This window comes from Shewanella sp. Scap07 (genome assembly GCF_013394145.1).
GTDB lineage: Bacteria > Pseudomonadota > Gammaproteobacteria > Enterobacterales > Shewanellaceae > Shewanella > Shewanella waksmanii.
On sequence record NZ_CP041329.1, the window covers coordinates 1,433,585 to 1,449,711 of the forward strand.

Here is a 16,127-nt window from a genome sequence, read left to right on the forward strand (position 1 = left end):
GAGGCATTCGCCTCCGTTTTAGCTATGACTTAACCTAAGGTTATTTAGTCATTTTTTTGTACTTTAAGCGATGCGGTTCAATAGCATCAGTGCCTAATGTCTCTTTTAACCAAGTGGAATATTCTGTGTAGTTACCTTCATAGAAGTTCACTTGGCCCTCATCTCGGTAATCTAAGATGTGAGTCGCGATTCTATCGAGGAACCAACGGTCATGCGAAATCACCATGGCGCAACCTGGGAACTCCAGTAGCGCTTCTTCTAGTGCTCGCAAGGTTTCTACATCTAAATCGTTGGTTGGTTCATCGAGAAGCAGTACGTTACCGCCAGCTTGCAGTAGCTTAGCAAGGTGCACACGGTTACGCTCACCACCTGAAAGGGTGCCGATGATTTTTTGCTGATCACCACCACGGAAATTAAAGCGTCCAACATAAGCACGACTTGGAATTTCAGTGTTGTTAATGCGCATAATGTCTTGGCCGCCAGAGATCTCTTGCCAGACGGTATTCTTATCGTCCATTGAGTCGCGGAACTGCTCAACCGAGGCAATTTGCACCGATTCACCTAACTCAACGCTACCGCTGTCAGGCTGTTCAGCACCAGAGATCATTTTAAACAGCGTCGATTTACCCGCACCGTTAGCACCGATAATACCGACAATTGCGCCTTTAGGTACGCTAAAGCTCAAGTCATCAATTAAGATGCGGTCGCCATAAGATTTAGTCAGGTTATTAACTTCAATAACCTTATCACCTAAACGCGGTCCAGGCGGAATGAACAGTTCGTTGGTTTCGTTACGTTTTTGGTAATCGTTGGTATTAAGCTCTTCAAATCGAGCCATACGCGCCTTACCTTTTGATTGACGACCTTTACTGCCTTGGCGTACCCACTCAAGTTCTTTGGCAATGGTTTTTTGACGAGCACTTTCTGTTGCTGACTCTTGCTGCAAACGCGCATCTTTTTGTTCAAGCCATGAAGAGTAGTTACCTTCCCATGGGATACCTTCACCACGGTCAAGTTCTAGAATCCAGCCTGCAGCATTATCGAGGAAGTATCTATCGTGGGTAATCGCCACTACGGTACCAGTGTAATCTTGCAAGAAGCGCTCTAACCACGCCACGGATTCGGCATCCAAGTGGTTGGTGGGTTCATCAAGTAGCAGCATGTCTGGCTTTTCAAGCAGCAAACGACAAATGGCTACACGGCGACGTTCACCCCCTGACAACACCTCGATTTTCTCGTCCCAATCGGGTAGGCGCAGCGCATTGGCGGCACGTTCTAGAATGTTGTCTAGGTTGTGAGCATCTTGGGCTTGAATGATGGCTTCAAGTTCACCTTGTTCTTTTGCCAACGCATCAAAATCTGCATCGGGCTCGGCGTAAAGTGCATAGACTTCATCAAGACGTGTTAGGGCATTTTTGGCTTCAGAAACCGCTTCTTCAATGGCTTCGCGCACGGTTTGCTGCTCGTCTAGCTTAGGCTCCTGCGGCAAGTAACCAATTTTGAGGTCCTGCATCGGACGCGCTTCACCTTCGATTTCAGTATCGAGGCCGGCCATAATGCGCAGTAGCGTTGATTTACCAGAGCCGTTAAGACCCAAAACACCAATTTTAGCGCCAGGGAAAAAACTCAATGAAATGTCTTTAAGGATCTGCTTTTTCGGTGGAACAATTTTGCCCACTCTAAGCATGCTGTATACAAACTGAGCCATGTTAGATTCGCTTATTTTACCAATAATGCAGGCAATTCTACTGTAATCATCGCCGAACTTAAATCTAACTTTTACTAATTTGTCTTGGCAATTTCTGTGTTGGTTTCGCTGCTATTCTCTGTCGCTTGTTAAACAGGGCTGGCGGCAACGCCACGACTAACGCATTGCAAACAGTGTTTTCGTAAAATCGAGCTTAATCATTACGTGGATATTCGGTTTCGCTAAGGTATTCACCTGCTTAGAATTCGGCGTCATAAGATAAAAATGAATTTAGCTGCCGATTTAAATGCAAGTAATTTCATGTTGTAAGGTCTGGGATTGTGATCAATTGCACTGTAGAATACGCGCAACCCTACTTATAAGACTGTACAGCTGGAGTAACCAATGCTGAAAAAAGATATGAACATTGCGGACTATGATCCACAACTTTTTCAAGCGATTGAAGATGAAACTCGCCGTCAAGAAGAGCACATCGAACTTATCGCTTCAGAAAATTACACGAGTCCTCGTGTTCTAGAAGCCCAAGGTTCTCAGTTAACCAATAAATATGCGGAAGGTTATCCAGGCAAGCGTTACTACGGTGGTTGTGAGCACGTTGATATCGCAGAAGAGCTCGCTATTTCTCGCGCAAAAGAGCTGTTTGGTGCAACCTATGCCAACGTTCAACCGCATTCAGGTTCGCAAGCTAACTCAGCAGTATTTATGGCACTTCTTCAAGGCGGCGATACTGTTTTAGGTATGAGCCTTGCACATGGTGGTCACCTTACTCACGGTTCACATGTAAGCTTCTCAGGTAAGCTATATAACGCCGTTCAATACGGTATTGACGAAACGACGGGTAAGATTGATTACGCTGAAGTTGAGCGCCTAGCGGTTGAGCATAAGCCTAAGATGATTATCGCTGGTTTCAGCGCTTATTCAGGCATCATTGATTGGGGTAAATTCCGCGAAATAGCTGACAAAGTGGGTGCTTACCTATTTGTTGATATGGCACACGTTGCAGGTCTTGTTGCGGCTGGTATCTACCCGAACCCACTGCCACATGCACACGTTGTAACAACGACTACCCATAAAACACTAGCCGGTCCTCGTGGTGGTTTGATTCTATCTGCATCAAACGATGAAGATATTTACAAGAAACTTAACTCGGCAGTATTCCCAGGTGGCCAAGGTGGCCCATTGATGCACGTTATTGCTGCTAAAGCCGTGGCATTTAAAGAAGCATTAGACCCTGAGTTCACCGCATACCAAGAGCAAGTTGTTGTTAATGCACAAGCGATGGCAAAAACCTTTATTGAGCGTGGCTACGACGTCGTATCCGGCGGTACAGACAACCACCTGTTCTTGCTTGATCTGATCAGCAAAGACATCACAGGTAAAGATGCTGATGCTGCATTAGGTTTAGCAAACATCACTGTGAACAAAAACTCAGTACCAAATGACCCGCGTTCTCCATTTGTGACTTCGGGCCTACGTATTGGTTCACCTGCAATCACACGTCGTGGTTTCAAAGAAGCGCAAGCGGTTGAGTTAACACAGTGGATGTGTGATGTACTTGATGACATCAGCAACGAAGCGACCATTGAGCGTGTTAAGCAACAGGTGCTTGAATTGTGTGCTAAGTTCCCTGTTTATGGTTAACCTTAAAGGTTAAATCAGGTAAACTCCGATGGCCGCTAATATAGCGGCCATTTTTGATCTTAATGATCCATTATTTAGCAGGAGGCGCTATGCATTGTCCATTTTGCAGTGCTACAGATACCAAAGTGATTGACTCGCGGTTAGTTGCAGATGGCCACCAAGTTCGTCGTCGTCGAGAATGTGCGGAGTGTCATGAACGTTTTACCACCTTTGAAGGGGCTGAGCTGGTGATGCCCAGAGTGGTGAAACAGGACGGGAGTCGTCAGCCTTTTGATGAAGAAAAACTGCGTGGCGGTATGTTACGCGCGGTGGAGAAACGTCCGGTATCGATGGATCAGATTGAGCAAGCGCTAACCAAAATTAAGTCAACATTGCGGGCCACCGGTGAACGTGAAGTACGTTCCGAGATGATTGGTAATCTGATGATGGACCAGTTAGTGACCTTAGACAAAGTGGCTTATATTCGCTTTGCCTCTGTCTATCGTGCATTTGAAGATGTGTCGGAGTTTGGTGAAGCTATTGCTAAGCTACAAAAGTAGTCAATTTGCAAAAGGTGTTTGAGTGAACGGTTCAACATTTGACAGTGCCATGATGGCAAGAGCCATAAAACTTGCCCATAAAGGTCGCTATACGACTGCGCCCAATCCAAGTGTTGGCTGTGTTATCACCCAAGGTGAAACGGTCGTGGGTGAAGGGTTTCATATTCAAGCTGGCGGGCCCCATGCCGAGGTGCATGCGATTCGTGCTGCTGGCGATGCCACTCACGGTGCCACCGCTTATGTCACCTTGGAGCCTTGTAGTCATTATGGCCGCACACCTCCTTGCGCTAAGGGACTCATTGATGCCAAAGTGGCGCGGGTTGTGGTTGCTGTCACTGACCCAAATCCGCAAGTGTCAGGGCGGGGCATCACCATGTTACAGCAAGCAGGCATCCAAGTGGATGTTGGGCTGATGTCACAAGCCGCCGCAGCTATCAATCCAGGGTTTATGCAGCGTATGGCTACAGGTTTGCCAAGGGTCACGATTAAATTAGCGGCTAGCATTGACGGCAAAACGGCGCTGCAAAATGGCCAGTCTAAATGGATAACCGGGCCAAAGGCGCGCCAAGATGTTCAGCGCATGCGGGCGCGACATAGTGCTCTAATTACCGGTATTGAAACCGTTTTAGCAGACGACCCCTCATTGAATGTACGCCCGCAAGAGCTAGGCTATGTTAGTGAGCAAGTTGATAGTGCGCTGATTCGTCAGCCGGTACGTGTGATACTTGATAGCGGCGCTAGAGCGCGCCATAGCCTTAAATTGTTCTCGATAACCAGCCCAATTTTATTGGTGTCTTGCAGCGACTACCCGCAACAAGAAACAGACAATTGGCCAGCACATGTGAGTCATCTCAAATTAGCGGCGGTTGACGGTAGAGTCCCCTTAGACGCGCTGTTAGGCTATTTAGCTCAGTCACATAACGATGTCTTGGTTGAAGCTGGCGCAACGTTAGCCGGGGCTTTTGTGGACCAAGGGCTTGCCGATGAGTTGGTGCTGTATCAAGCACCGAAAATTATCGGTGCCAGCGGCCGAGATATGCTAAACCTAAAGGTGTTTAGCAGCATGGCGCAAATTCCAGATATTCAACTGGTTGACCAAGTTAAGGTCGGGGTTGATACGCGTTTTACATTTCAAATCGCTAAGCAGCGTTAAAAAGTAGGTCATATGTTTACTGGCATCATAGAATCCATCGGTACATTGAGAAAAATTGAACGTCGAGGTGAGGATATTCGCTTGACGGTATCGAGTGGCAAATTAGATTTAAGTGACGTAAAGCTTGGTGACAGTATTGCTACCAATGGGGTGTGCTTAACCGTTGTTGAGTGCCTAACTGATGGCTATGTCGCAGACATTTCGGCTGAAACGGTTAACTTAACTGGTTTTGGTCGTTATCAAGTTGGGCAAGCCGTCAATTTAGAAAAAGCGGTCACGCCGACCACACGTTTAGGCGGCCATATGGTCAGTGGACATGTTGACGGTATTGCCAGTGTGGACGATCGCATGTTGCGCGGTAAGGCGATTGAGTTTTGGCTTACCCCGCCTGCAGAATTAGCCAAGTACATTGCCCATAAAGGGTCGATTACCATTGATGGTGTCAGTTTAACGGTCAATGAGGTTGATGGCGCTCGGTTCCGCTTAACGATTGTGCCGCACACTGCTTCAGAAACCACACTGCTGAACCTGCAAGCCGGAGATAGCGTCAACATTGAAGTTGACCTGATTGCCCGTCACATTGAACGCTTAATGGGGCTTGGCGCACAGGAAAACGATGCTAACCATGGCACAGTATCAAATGTGACGATGGATTTACTGGCGCGCTCAGGGTTTATCAAATAATACACAAGCGTAAAACTACCGCTTAAAGTGGCCAAATTGGCAATTTGCGGATTTAATAAATTAATACAAGAAAATGAAAGGTCTTACCATGGCGCTACATAGCATAGAAGAGATCATTGAAGATATCCGTTTAGGTAAAATGGTTATCTTGATGGACGATGAAGATAGAGAAAATGAAGGCGATCTAATCATGGCGGCAGACCTTGTGACGCCTGAAGCGATTAACTTTATGGCGACTTTTGGTCGTGGTCTCATCTGTCAAACCATGACAAAAGCTCGTTGCCAACAGCTTAACTTACCTTTGATGGTGACCAACAATAATGCCCAGTTCTCGACTAACTTTACCGTGTCGATTGAAGCGGCAGAAGGGGTAACCACTGGTATTTCTGCTCAAGACCGAGCGGTGACAGTACAAGCGGCCGTTGCTAAAGATGCTAAGTCATCAGATATTGTGCAACCAGGGCATATATTTCCACTCATGGCCCAAGAAGGTGGCGTGCTAATTCGTGCAGGTCATACTGAAGCGGGCTGCGATCTTGCTCGCCTAGCTGGCCGGGAGCCTTCAGCGGTGATTGTTGAAATCCTCAACGATGATGGCACCATGGCAAGACGTCCAGACCTAGAGGTTTTTGCCGAAAAACACGGTTTGAAAATGGGCACCATTGCCGATTTAATTGAATATCGCAACACCAAAGAAACCACGGTTGTATGTGAAGCTAAATGTAAACTGCCCACTCGTTTTGGCCAGTTTGACATGATGACCTATCGCGACACGATAGATAACCAGCTGCATTATGTATTGGTTAATGGCGAAGTTAAGCCAGATGTCCTTGTGCGAGTGCATTTACAAAATACCTTTAATGACTTACTCCATTCAGAGCGCGATCAGCAACGTAGTTGGCCGCTTGAGAAAGCCATGGAGCGCATCGGTAACGAAGGTGGCGTATTAGTCTTGTTAGGCCATCAAGAGCACAGCAGTGATATTTTGGCTAAAGTGAAAGCGTTTGAACTAGAAGATAACGGTCAGGCCCCAGTACCTGCTCCGTGGAAAGGCACGTCTCGCCAAGTGGGCGTTGGCTCGCAAATTTTGGCCGATGTGGGTGTCACCACTATGCGTCTATTAAGTTCACCTAAGCGTTATCATTCGCTGTCGGGCTTTGGTTTAGAAGTGACTGAGTATATTGCCGATTAATCTAGGCGATAATGAAAATTAACTGATTCTTATAAAATGCATGGGGATCAGAAGCGGGCGTTGTGTTATCATACCGCCTCTTTTTTGCCCGTGCCGGGTTTAACGCCGATTATACAGACGGTTTAGCCACGTTTAGGTACCGCTTAGTATAATTAGCATCAGCAAAAGTTAGGTAAGATAAATGAACGTAGTTCAAGGTAATATCGAAGCGAAAAACGCCAAAATTGCTATCGTTGTATCACGCTTCAATAGCTTTGTGGTTGAAAGTTTACTTGAAGGCGCGATTGATACACTGAAGCGTTTTGGTCAAGTTGAAGACGACAACATTACTGTTGTACGTGTTCCGGGCGCGGTAGAACTACCATTAGCTGCACGTCGTGTTGCTGCTAGCGGTAAATTTGATGGCATTATTGCGCTAGGCGCAGTAATCCGAGGTGGTACACCTCATTTTGATTTCGTTGCAGGCGAATGTAATAAAGGTCTAGCGCAAATTGCACTAGAGTACGACCTTCCTGTTTCATTCGGTGTATTAACCACAGATACCATTGAGCAAGCGATTGAGCGCTCTGGTACTAAAGCAGGCAACAAGGGTGGTGAAGCCGCGCTGGGTCTGTTGGAAATGGTTAATGTTCTGCAAGAACTAGAACAGCAGTTGTAAGATTAGGAAAAATAATGAAGCCTTCTGAGCGCCGCAAGGCACGTCGTCTAGCCGTACAAGCTATCTATTCATGGCAGTTGAGTGGAAATAACGTTGCTGATGTTGAGCACGAGTTTTTAACTGAACAGAAAACTGACGGTGTCGATATCGCCTATTTTCGTGAGTTGCTGTCTGGTACCGCAACTAAGCAGTCGCAACTAGATGAGTTGATTGTTCCTCATATAGAGCGTGCTTTTGACGAAGTGTCACCCATCGAGAAAGCGGTATTACGTATTGCGACTTATGAGTTAACGTTCCGTAAGGATGTACCTTATAAGGTGGCGATTAACGAAGCCATTGAGCTAGCCAAAGCGTTCGGCGCTGAAGATGGTCATAAATTTGTGAACGGCATACTTGATAAGATAGTCGCTCGCAACTAAACATAAAAACGGTATCTCAGGATGCCGTTTTTTATGAGCTAACATTAATTATTATTTAGACTTCTGGTGCGACTATGCATGGGAGGTCGCTTAAACTGGTACGAGAACTGTGAAAGAGTTTAAAGTCATTGAGCGATTTTTTACCGGCCGAGGTCAAAACCGTCGTGATGTTGTACTCAATATAGGCGATGATTGCGCACTCGTTGCTCCCGCCGAAAATAAGTCTATTGCAATATCTTGCGACACCTTAGTTGAAAATACCCACTTCTATCCTGACATGCCCGCTAAAGCGTTAGGCTACAAGTGCTTAGCGGTTAACTTGTCAGACTTAGCTTCTATGGGCGCAGAACCCGCTTGGATGACGTTGGCGCTTACGCTACCTGATGTCGATGAAGCGTGGTTAGCAGATTTCAGCCAAGGTTTGTCTGATATTGCTGAATACTATGGTGTCAGCCTAATTGGCGGCGACACCACCCGAGGACCACGCAGTATTACCATTACCGTACACGGTCAGGTGCCAGAAAAGAAAGCACTGACTCGCGCTGGGGCTAACAATGGTGACTGGATTTATGTCACCGGCACTTTAGGTGACTCAGCGGTGGGGCTAGCATTGATAGCCAATGAACCGGGTGTAGAGGCTTCTGCACAAGATAGAGACTATCTGATTAATCGTCACTATTATCCCAGCCCTCGGGTATTAGCCGGACAATCGCTGCGAAACTTGGCTTCAAGTGCTATCGATATTTCTGACGGGATTTTAGGCGATATCAAGCACGTGCTAAAACGATCAGAAGTTGGGGCGGTGATCGATGTTGAGCAGTTGCCGTTATCTGACGCGCTAGTCAATACTGTCGGCAAAGAGAGCGCAATCAATTATGCACTCAGTGGCGGTGAAGATTATGAGCTACTGTTTACCGTGCCTGAATCGCAACGTGGCGCTTTGGAAACTTCATTGGCTCATGCTGGCGTGACGTTCACTCAGATCGGTCAAATTTGTACTGGAGACAAGCTAAAACTACTGCGTAGCGGTCAAGAGTTTGAACCGAAAAACTTATCATTTGAGCATTTTTCTTAATGAGTTTACTGACTAAAGATCCTGACGTTGCCAAGCTTTCACTGCGTAATCCGATCCACTTTCTAGCGCTTGGTTTTGGTTCTGGTTTAGCGGCGAAAGCCCCAGGCACCTTTGGCACCTTGGCGGCTATTCCGCTTTACTTGCTGATGATGCCGCTATCATTGCCTTGGTATATTGGGTTAACGCTGCTCAGTGTTATTGCTGGTTTTTATATCTGTGACAAAGCATCCAAAGATATGGGCGTGCATGATCATGGTGCGATTGTATGGGATGAAGTGGCCGGTTTGCTCATTACCATGATTGCTGCACCTGCTGGCATCATGTGGCTAGTGATTGGCTTTGCTTTATTTCGCTTTTTCGATATTTTAAAACCTTGGCCAATACGCTGGCTTGATGCCAAAGTTCATGGCGGCTTTGGCATTATGATTGACGATGTTCTGGCGGGTATTTTTGCGCTGATTTGTCTACAGTTCTTGGTTTATTTTGTAGGGTAACCGCGCCAATAACCTGAAAAAACAACGCCAGCATTTGCTGGCGTTATGTTATGTACTACGCGAAAGCTCAATGCGCTTTTTTTGCTGTACGGGTTAACTTTGCAACAGCTCTTTAGCATTGGCTAAGGTGTTGTCGGTAATAGTATCGCCGCCCAACAAACGCGCCAACTCTTGTAACCGCTCTGCTTTATCCAATGGCGTCATCGATGTTTCCGTCTGCCCGGACTTGCTCTGTTTATTGACAAACATATGTTGATGCCCGTTACCGGCGACTTGTGGTAAATGGGTTACACAAAATACCTGGGTCGATTCCCCTAAGCTGCGCAACATACGGCCGACAACCGCCGCTGTTGGGCCCGATATTCCCACATCCACTTCATCAAATATCAATGTTGGTGTAGACACTTTCTTAGCGGTAATGACCTGAATACCCAACCCGATTCGCGACAGCTCGCCGCCAGACGCGACTTTGCCAATGGGTTGCAAGGGCTGCCCTGGGTTGGTGGTAACCATAAATTCGACATGATCGCAGCCAGTCGCAGATAAGGCATTTTCATTAAAGTTAATGGCGATAACAAATTTACCTTTAGGCATACTCAACTCATGAATAGACTGAGTGACTTGCTTATCAAGCTCTTTGGCATAGCGCGATCGACTTTTGTGCAGCTTCTGAGCCTGAGTTAAGTAGCTGGCTTTGCAGCTGGCGAGCTGCTCGGTAATTTCATTGAGCTTATCTTCATCGGAATCTAAGCTTTGTAATTCTTGACTCAGCTGTTGGTGGTGTTGATACAACGCTTCAGGCTTAACATGATGCTTGCGTGCTAGCTGCATCACTTTTGATAGCCTTTGTTCTAAAAAAGCAAAGTGTTCAGGGTCAAGCTCTAAGCTGTCTAAATAACGCTGAATTTCGCTGCTACTTTCTTGAACTTGGATCAAGGCTTCGTTGAGCATGCTACTGACGCTCTGCAAGCTGTCATCATAACCTGCAAGCTCTTGGGCCTCGCTTATCGCACTATTTAATTGTGACTCCACATCGCCTTGTTCATTGTCTTGCAATATAAACAGGGTGTTTTGGCAGGTTTGGATAAGTGCCGTGCCGTTAGCAAGACGCTTATGCTCGGCTTCTATTTCTGTAAACTCCGTTTCACCTAAGGCAAACTCATCGAGTTCTTCAACTTGATATTGCAGCAACTGTTTACGGGCGATACGTTCGTGTTGCGACTGCTCTAAGGCATGCAGCTCTTTTTCAATCATCTTACAGCGCTGATAACTCGCCGCAACACCATCTAGGAGTATCTTATGGTTTGCATAGCTGTCGAGCAAGGTAAGCTGGTGCTCACTTTTTAGCATGGCGTGATGGGCATGTTGGCCGTGAATTCCCACCAATAGTTGCCCGATTAAGCGCATTTGCGTTAAGGGCACCGGATTACCATTGATATAAGCACGTGAACGGCCGTCGCTGCCGATGGTGCGTCTTAAAATACACTCATCGTCTTGCTCAAGGTCATTATCTTCTAACCAGCGCTTCGCGAGTGGAATATCGTTGACTAAAAAGCGCGCGCTCACTTCGGCTTTAGTGGCGCCGGGGCGCACGCTATTGGCATCAGCTCGATTCCCTAAGCACAGGCCCAACGCATCGATGGCGATTGACTTACCTGCACCGGTTTCACCTGTAATACTGGTCATGCCGGCTTTAAAATCGAGTTCAAGAAAGCGAACAATTGCAAAGTTATTGATGCTGAGCTGACAAAGCATAATGACATCCTTTCACATAGTACTGTATTAATGCACAGTATATACTGATTTTTTATACAGTAAATAGCTAACGCTAATTTGTTGGTTTTTTATTCGAAGCTTAGCTTAGCAATAGATGATGAATGATGGGAAGGGTAATAAAACTAAGTAGTACCCCGATGGTGATCGCCAGAGCACTAATACCTGCTTGCACATCGTAGCGCTGAGCAAGTAAATACACACTGGCGGCAGTAGGCAGCGCAGCTAGCAGCACGCCCATGACCAACATCTGCGGTTCTACCGCTAACCAAACAAAGAAAAGGTAAACCAGTAATGGTTGGATGATCAGCTTAGCTACATTAATGAGACTGAGTTCAATCACTGCCGAGCGGGCACCGATTGCTTTTTGTTTGCTGCCTCCGCGCATTGCCATGCTCAGGACCATACCGATAGCAAACAAAGCACAAGGGCTCGATGTCATGCCTATTTGGGTCAAAATCTGACTCACCGCTAGCGGCAAAGTGATATCCAGTGCCGATATTAAGGTGCCAATGACACTGCCAATAATGATTGGGTTTTTGGCCAAAGCTTCAATAGCAGTGACAGCAGGGCGGCTTGTTTGACCTTGATGCAGGGCAATAGACACCAGCACAATTGCAAACATGATCACCGATAATAGACTGGCAATTGCCGCTGCCGTTAATGCTTGTTGCTGCTCAGGGTAGAGCATCATCATCAACGGAATTCCAATAAAAGACGTATTACCAAATGTCGTATTGAGCGAGCGTATTGCGGCAATATCACCACGTTTGGGCGTCGCGCGGTATGAAGTCACGATGCTCAGCAGGTACACACAGCCCATTGCTGCACTATAACCAAGAATGTATCGCCATTGCATAATATCGGCAAAGGAGGTTTCGGCCAGCACAATTAACATGATGGCGGGAAAGGCGATGTAATAAACGTATTGATTGAGCACATCGGCACTTTGTACTGGTAGAAGCCGAGCTCTGTCAGTGATAAATCCCCACAACATCATGCCAAATACAACAAACAGCGGTGTATAAATCTGGCTCATGGCAAATTACCTTAGCGGTTATAGCAAACAAAAGTAGAGGTTAACAGTTTGCCGAAATAAAGCCCATTAGGCCTAAGTTTAACGGCGTTTTTTTATTGAGGTCTGACTTTGAGGTGGGTTGTTAGCCGTCGCGTTAATCGCTGTTTTATCGGCTAATAGGCTGGTACGTAGCTCGGGTAGGACCCCGAGCTGTTCATAGAATTGTATTTGCCGGCGCAGCTCAAATAGCGAGCCAATACGTTGCTGCTCGCCAATGGTCAGCTTCCATGAGTCAGTGTTGCCTTGGCTATTAGTCAGTATGTAGCCTTGGTAAATGAGCTTTTTCATGGCTTAGATGGGCATACAAGTTAGTCTTGGCTGACTTCTATGCCAATATTGGATACACCAGCTTGCACAATCTCTTTGCGCAATGCCTTAATAAAGTCAGGTGTCATTTTGGGGTTGTCTTCAACAATCTCAAGTAGTGATGACTGTAAGGCTTTCTCTTCAACCATGACCGGGTGACTGAAAATATAGTCATCAAGCTCAGCTTCGCTTAGCTCATCTTCTAATGTCGCCTCAATATAATTGGCCACAGTGGCTGAAGACAGTTTGCTGATGTTAGTCATGTCATCTTCAATCTTGCTTTGCATAGCGCTAAGTAGCGAGGTTAACGCTACTGCGGCATCCATGGCTGGGTAGACGCCATAAACATCGAAATCACTTGGCTCTGGTGTGTTGACATCGAGTCGCTCAAGGTAGACATCAATATTTAGCTTTAACTTGCGGTCGTACATCGATTGCCATAACAGATTTAGGGCTGTGTCTAATACCTGTGCATCACCAAATTCACATACTTCAGAAAACAATTGGTAATTAGGGTACATACGTTGGCACAGGGCTATGGCAAACAGTTTTTTCTGCTCGGGTTCTAATGCTTTTAATCTTTTGAAAAAACCGGGTTTATTACTCATCGATAACACCTGTTGAGAACTGAGAGATCACTTGATTAGCTGCCGATTCTACCTTAGAAAGCTCGTCAAGTAACTCTAGTATTTCAGGTTCGATATTTTCTAACCGTTCGTCACGTTTCAGTGCTGATTCAATTTCTTGGCAAAGCCGTTGAAGCGTAGGTACACCGCTATAGCAACAGGCGCCGTGTAGCTTGTGAACATGAGCTAGCATTAGCGTCGGATCAAGCTCATCAAGCGCGGCTTGCAATACCTCTGCGGTCGCCGGAATGGAGTCGGTCAGCATTTGCAGCATCTCTAATGCCAGCTCCGATTTGCCATTGGCTTGGGTTAGGCATAACTCCCAATTAAGGGTGTTATGGTCAAAATGAGTAAAGGTTGGCCGGCTCTTCCAGCGGCTAATCACACCACGTAGCGCCGCTTCATCAATCGGTTTAGGTAAGTAACCATCCATGCCACTTTGATTAATGCGCTCACGTTCTTCGGCAATAGCATGCGCGGTGACAGCAATAATGGGCGTATTGCGATTACGTGAGTGTTCACGAATTTGTTTGGTGGCGCTAATACCATCTATGCCGGGCATTTGAATATCCATAAAAATCAAATCAAATACTTGCTCTGCGGCAAGCTCAATAGCGCCCTGGCCACTGTCGATCACAGTGACATGGGCGACAATCTCTTTTAGCAAAGTATCGATAAGCTTAAGGTTTGCTGGATTATCATCCACTGCGAGTACACTTAAGGGCTCACGACTGGTGTACTCGGTGATGCTCTCTTGCAGTTGTGCTGGCGCCAGTGGTGCTTTATGTGGATTGGTTAGCGCTCGTGCAAGGCTTCGCTCGGTCACGGGTGTTTGAATTACGACGTCAGTGTAAGGCTGTATTTGGCGAATTTGTTCATCGGCACTGGAGCTACTACACAAGTAAATTAGGTAGTCTACGTGAGAGCGGATATTGCGGAGCGCCTGACCCACATCTGTTTGTTGATCAAAACTATGGCAACCGACAATGGCAAAGTCATAGGTGAGGCTGCGCTGGGCTAAATAATTGTCGAGCTGCTGTTTTGAGCTGACATTGGTGACCTGCATATCCCAATAGTTCATTAGCTCAGTTAGCATGGAATTAGTTAACTCTCTTGGCTCAAAAAGCAGTACCTGTTTGTTGGCCATAGGGTGAGTATCAATTGGCTGACTGATAGGATACTGGCTGCGTTCAAGTGGCAAAGTGAACCAGAAGGTTGAGCCCTGATTAAGCACCGAATTACAGCCTATGTGGCCGCCCATTCGATTGATCAGGCGCTTGGTAATAATGAGGCCCAGACCCGTACCGCCAAAGCGGCGTGATATAGAGGAGTCAGCTTGACCAAAGGCTTGGAACAATAACTCTTGTTGTTGCTCTTCAATACCGATGCCAGTATCGGTGATCTCGCAGCGAATATTGAGCTTTTCACTGTCAATGTCTAAGAGGCGCATCTTAACTTGCACAGAGCCGCGGTCGGTAAATTTAATGGCATTGCCGACCAAATTGGTGAGTACTTGGCTAACTCGCAGCGCATCACCATTGAGGTTATCAATAATCTCTGGGTCAATATCGATAACCAACTCTAAATCTTTTTCGCGGGCACTGTTGGTGAGTAATGATAGGGTGTCGTCAACCACTTCTCGTAACGAGAACGGCATATTCTCTAGCACCATTTTGCCCGCTTCCAGTTTAGAGAAGTCGAGAATATCGTTAATGATCCCCAGCAGGTTAGTAGCGCTTTTTTCAATGGTTTTTATATAATCTTGTTGGCTGGCATGCAGTGGGGTTTTTAGTAGCTGCTTAGCAAAACCAATGACACCATTTAGCGGTGTACGCAGCTCATGTGACATGTTGGCCAAGAACTCAGATTTGATTCGGCTTGCCTCTTGAGCGCGCTTTTTCGCCAAATCGAGCTCAACGTTTTGAATCTCAATTTGCTCTAAGGTTTCGCGTAAATCAGAGGTGGCTTGGTCAATATTTTGCTGCATCTCATCATGGTATTCTGATAAGGAACCTGCCATGGCATTGATGCCGCGTTTAAGTAAATCAAGCTCACCAATCAGGTTGCCATGAACCCGGGTGTCCAGCTTACCTTCACGAATTTTCGCCACCACTCGCACCATCTCGGTAATGGGGTGGGTGACGTTTTTAACCAGTCTAAAGGTAAACAGCAGGTTTAGCTGCACGCCAATCAGCACAATAATGAACGCTGCAACTGCCGCTCGGTGCTGTTGCAACAACGCATTTTCTTTATTGATTAACACGGCAATATATCCCAAGCGTTGCTGGGATAAATCTTGATCGGTCGGTGCGGCTATCAGTTGTCGTTGGCTAGAGAAAATAGGGCTACGGAGGATCAAGCTGTCGCCCACTTGCTCCAGCTCAGTGCGCAACAAAGAATCTAATGGCTGGCTATAGCGCATGAATTCATGGCTTTTGTAATGGTGAGAGGTCACCACCACACGATTATTGGTGTCAAAAATGGCAATAAACTGCACTAAATCGGACTTGTTTAGCTGTGCTGAGGTGATTAAGCGCTTAGTGGTTTCAAAGTCTTTACTTTCGAGGCCAATTTCAGCGGCAATTGCCAAAGGCTCAATGATATTACCACCTTGCTCTATGAGCGTTTCTTCGAGTTCATAGAAGCGATTTATGGTAAAGTAGCTGCCGAGTAAAATGCCTACGAGAATGGTCGGGGCTAAAGCTAACACCAGTACCCAAGATCTCAAGCTATATTTGGTCATGTGTTCGGCATTATTCATTACATTTGCTGGCTTAAATC

15 protein-coding genes are annotated in these 16,127 nt (G+C 46.4%); 9 read left to right on the forward strand and 6 right to left on the reverse strand.

Annotation, left to right across the window (positions count from 1 at the left end; translation table 11 throughout):
• Positions 1–40 precede the first annotated feature (40 nt).
• Positions 41–1,708 carry an energy-dependent translational throttle protein EttA gene (gene ettA / locus FLM48_RS06290; protein WP_179024071.1) on the reverse strand — a complete coding sequence of 556 codons (1,668 nt, stop codon included), beginning with the start codon at positions 1,706–1,708 and terminating at the stop codon, positions 41–43.
• A 384-nt stretch (positions 1,709–2,092) separates the two neighbouring features.
• Between ettA and glyA the strand changes: the two genes are divergently transcribed.
• The 9 genes from glyA (at position 2,093) to FLM48_RS06335 (ending at position 9,563) form a co-directional block, all read left to right on the forward strand.
• Positions 2,093–3,349 carry a serine hydroxymethyltransferase gene (glyA, locus tag FLM48_RS06295; protein ID WP_028774087.1) on the forward strand — a complete coding sequence of 419 codons (1,257 nt, stop codon included), beginning with the start codon at positions 2,093–2,095 and terminating at the stop codon, positions 3,347–3,349.
• 89 nt (positions 3,350–3,438) lie between these two features.
• A complete protein-coding gene (nrdR, locus tag FLM48_RS06300) occupies positions 3,439–3,888 on the forward strand; it encodes a transcriptional regulator NrdR (RefSeq protein WP_179024072.1) in 450 nt (149 codons plus the stop codon).
• A 49-nt stretch (positions 3,889–3,937) separates the two neighbouring features.
• Positions 3,938–5,041, forward strand: coding sequence for a bifunctional diaminohydroxyphosphoribosylaminopyrimidine deaminase/5-amino-6-(5-phosphoribosylamino)uracil reductase RibD (gene ribD / locus FLM48_RS06305; RefSeq protein WP_179026291.1), 1,104 nt, complete (start codon positions 3,938–3,940; stop codon positions 5,039–5,041).
• Positions 5,042–5,053: 12 nt separating this feature from the next.
• Positions 5,054–5,725 carry a riboflavin synthase gene (locus tag FLM48_RS06310; protein ID WP_028774084.1) on the forward strand — a complete coding sequence of 224 codons (672 nt, stop codon included), beginning with the start codon at positions 5,054–5,056 and terminating at the stop codon, positions 5,723–5,725.
• 88 nt (positions 5,726–5,813) lie between these two features.
• Positions 5,814–6,917 carry a bifunctional 3,4-dihydroxy-2-butanone-4-phosphate synthase/GTP cyclohydrolase II gene (gene ribBA, locus FLM48_RS06315; RefSeq protein WP_179024073.1) on the forward strand — a complete coding sequence of 368 codons (1,104 nt, stop codon included), beginning with the start codon at positions 5,814–5,816 and terminating at the stop codon, positions 6,915–6,917.
• A 181-nt stretch (positions 6,918–7,098) separates the two neighbouring features.
• Complete coding sequence (gene ribE, locus FLM48_RS06320) at positions 7,099–7,575, forward strand: 6,7-dimethyl-8-ribityllumazine synthase (RefSeq protein ID WP_028774082.1); 477 nt, start codon at positions 7,099–7,101, stop codon at positions 7,573–7,575.
• A 14-nt stretch (positions 7,576–7,589) separates the two neighbouring features.
• Entirely contained in the window at positions 7,590–7,994 is a 405-nt protein-coding gene (gene nusB, locus FLM48_RS06325; protein ID WP_028774081.1) for a transcription antitermination factor NusB, read from the forward strand.
• A 109-nt stretch (positions 7,995–8,103) separates the two neighbouring features.
• Positions 8,104–9,069, forward strand: coding sequence for a thiamine-phosphate kinase (gene thiL / locus FLM48_RS06330; protein ID WP_028774080.1), 966 nt, complete (start codon positions 8,104–8,106; stop codon positions 9,067–9,069).
• Positions 9,069–9,563, forward strand: coding sequence for a phosphatidylglycerophosphatase A (locus FLM48_RS06335; RefSeq protein ID WP_179024074.1), 495 nt, complete (start codon positions 9,069–9,071; stop codon positions 9,561–9,563). Before thiL ends, FLM48_RS06335 begins: the two co-directional genes overlap by 1 nt.
• Before the next feature lie 93 nt (positions 9,564–9,656).
• Here FLM48_RS06335 and recN read toward each other — a convergent pair whose 3' ends face one another.
• The 5 genes from recN to barA form a co-directional block, all read right to left on the reverse strand.
• Entirely contained in the window at positions 9,657–11,318 is a 1,662-nt protein-coding gene (recN, locus tag FLM48_RS06340; protein ID WP_179024075.1) for a DNA repair protein RecN, read from the reverse strand.
• 100 nt (positions 11,319–11,418) lie between these two features.
• Positions 11,419–12,375, reverse strand: coding sequence for an AEC family transporter (locus FLM48_RS06345; protein WP_028774077.1), 957 nt, complete (start codon positions 12,373–12,375; stop codon positions 11,419–11,421).
• Between the two features lie 78 nt (positions 12,376–12,453).
• A complete protein-coding gene (locus tag FLM48_RS06350) occupies positions 12,454–12,702 on the reverse strand; it encodes a DUF3319 domain-containing protein (RefSeq protein ID WP_179024076.1) in 249 nt (82 codons plus the stop codon).
• 20 nt (positions 12,703–12,722) lie between these two features.
• Positions 12,723–13,328, reverse strand: a complete 606-nt coding sequence (locus FLM48_RS06355; RefSeq protein WP_179024077.1) for a YjaG family protein — start codon at positions 13,326–13,328, stop codon at positions 12,723–12,725.
• Positions 13,321–16,107 (reverse strand): two-component sensor histidine kinase BarA, encoded by a 2,787-nt coding sequence (gene barA, locus FLM48_RS06360; protein ID WP_179024078.1) that lies wholly within the window; start codon positions 16,105–16,107, stop codon positions 13,321–13,323. Before barA ends, FLM48_RS06355 begins: the two co-directional genes overlap by 8 nt.
• Positions 16,108–16,127: the final 20 nt, after the last annotated feature.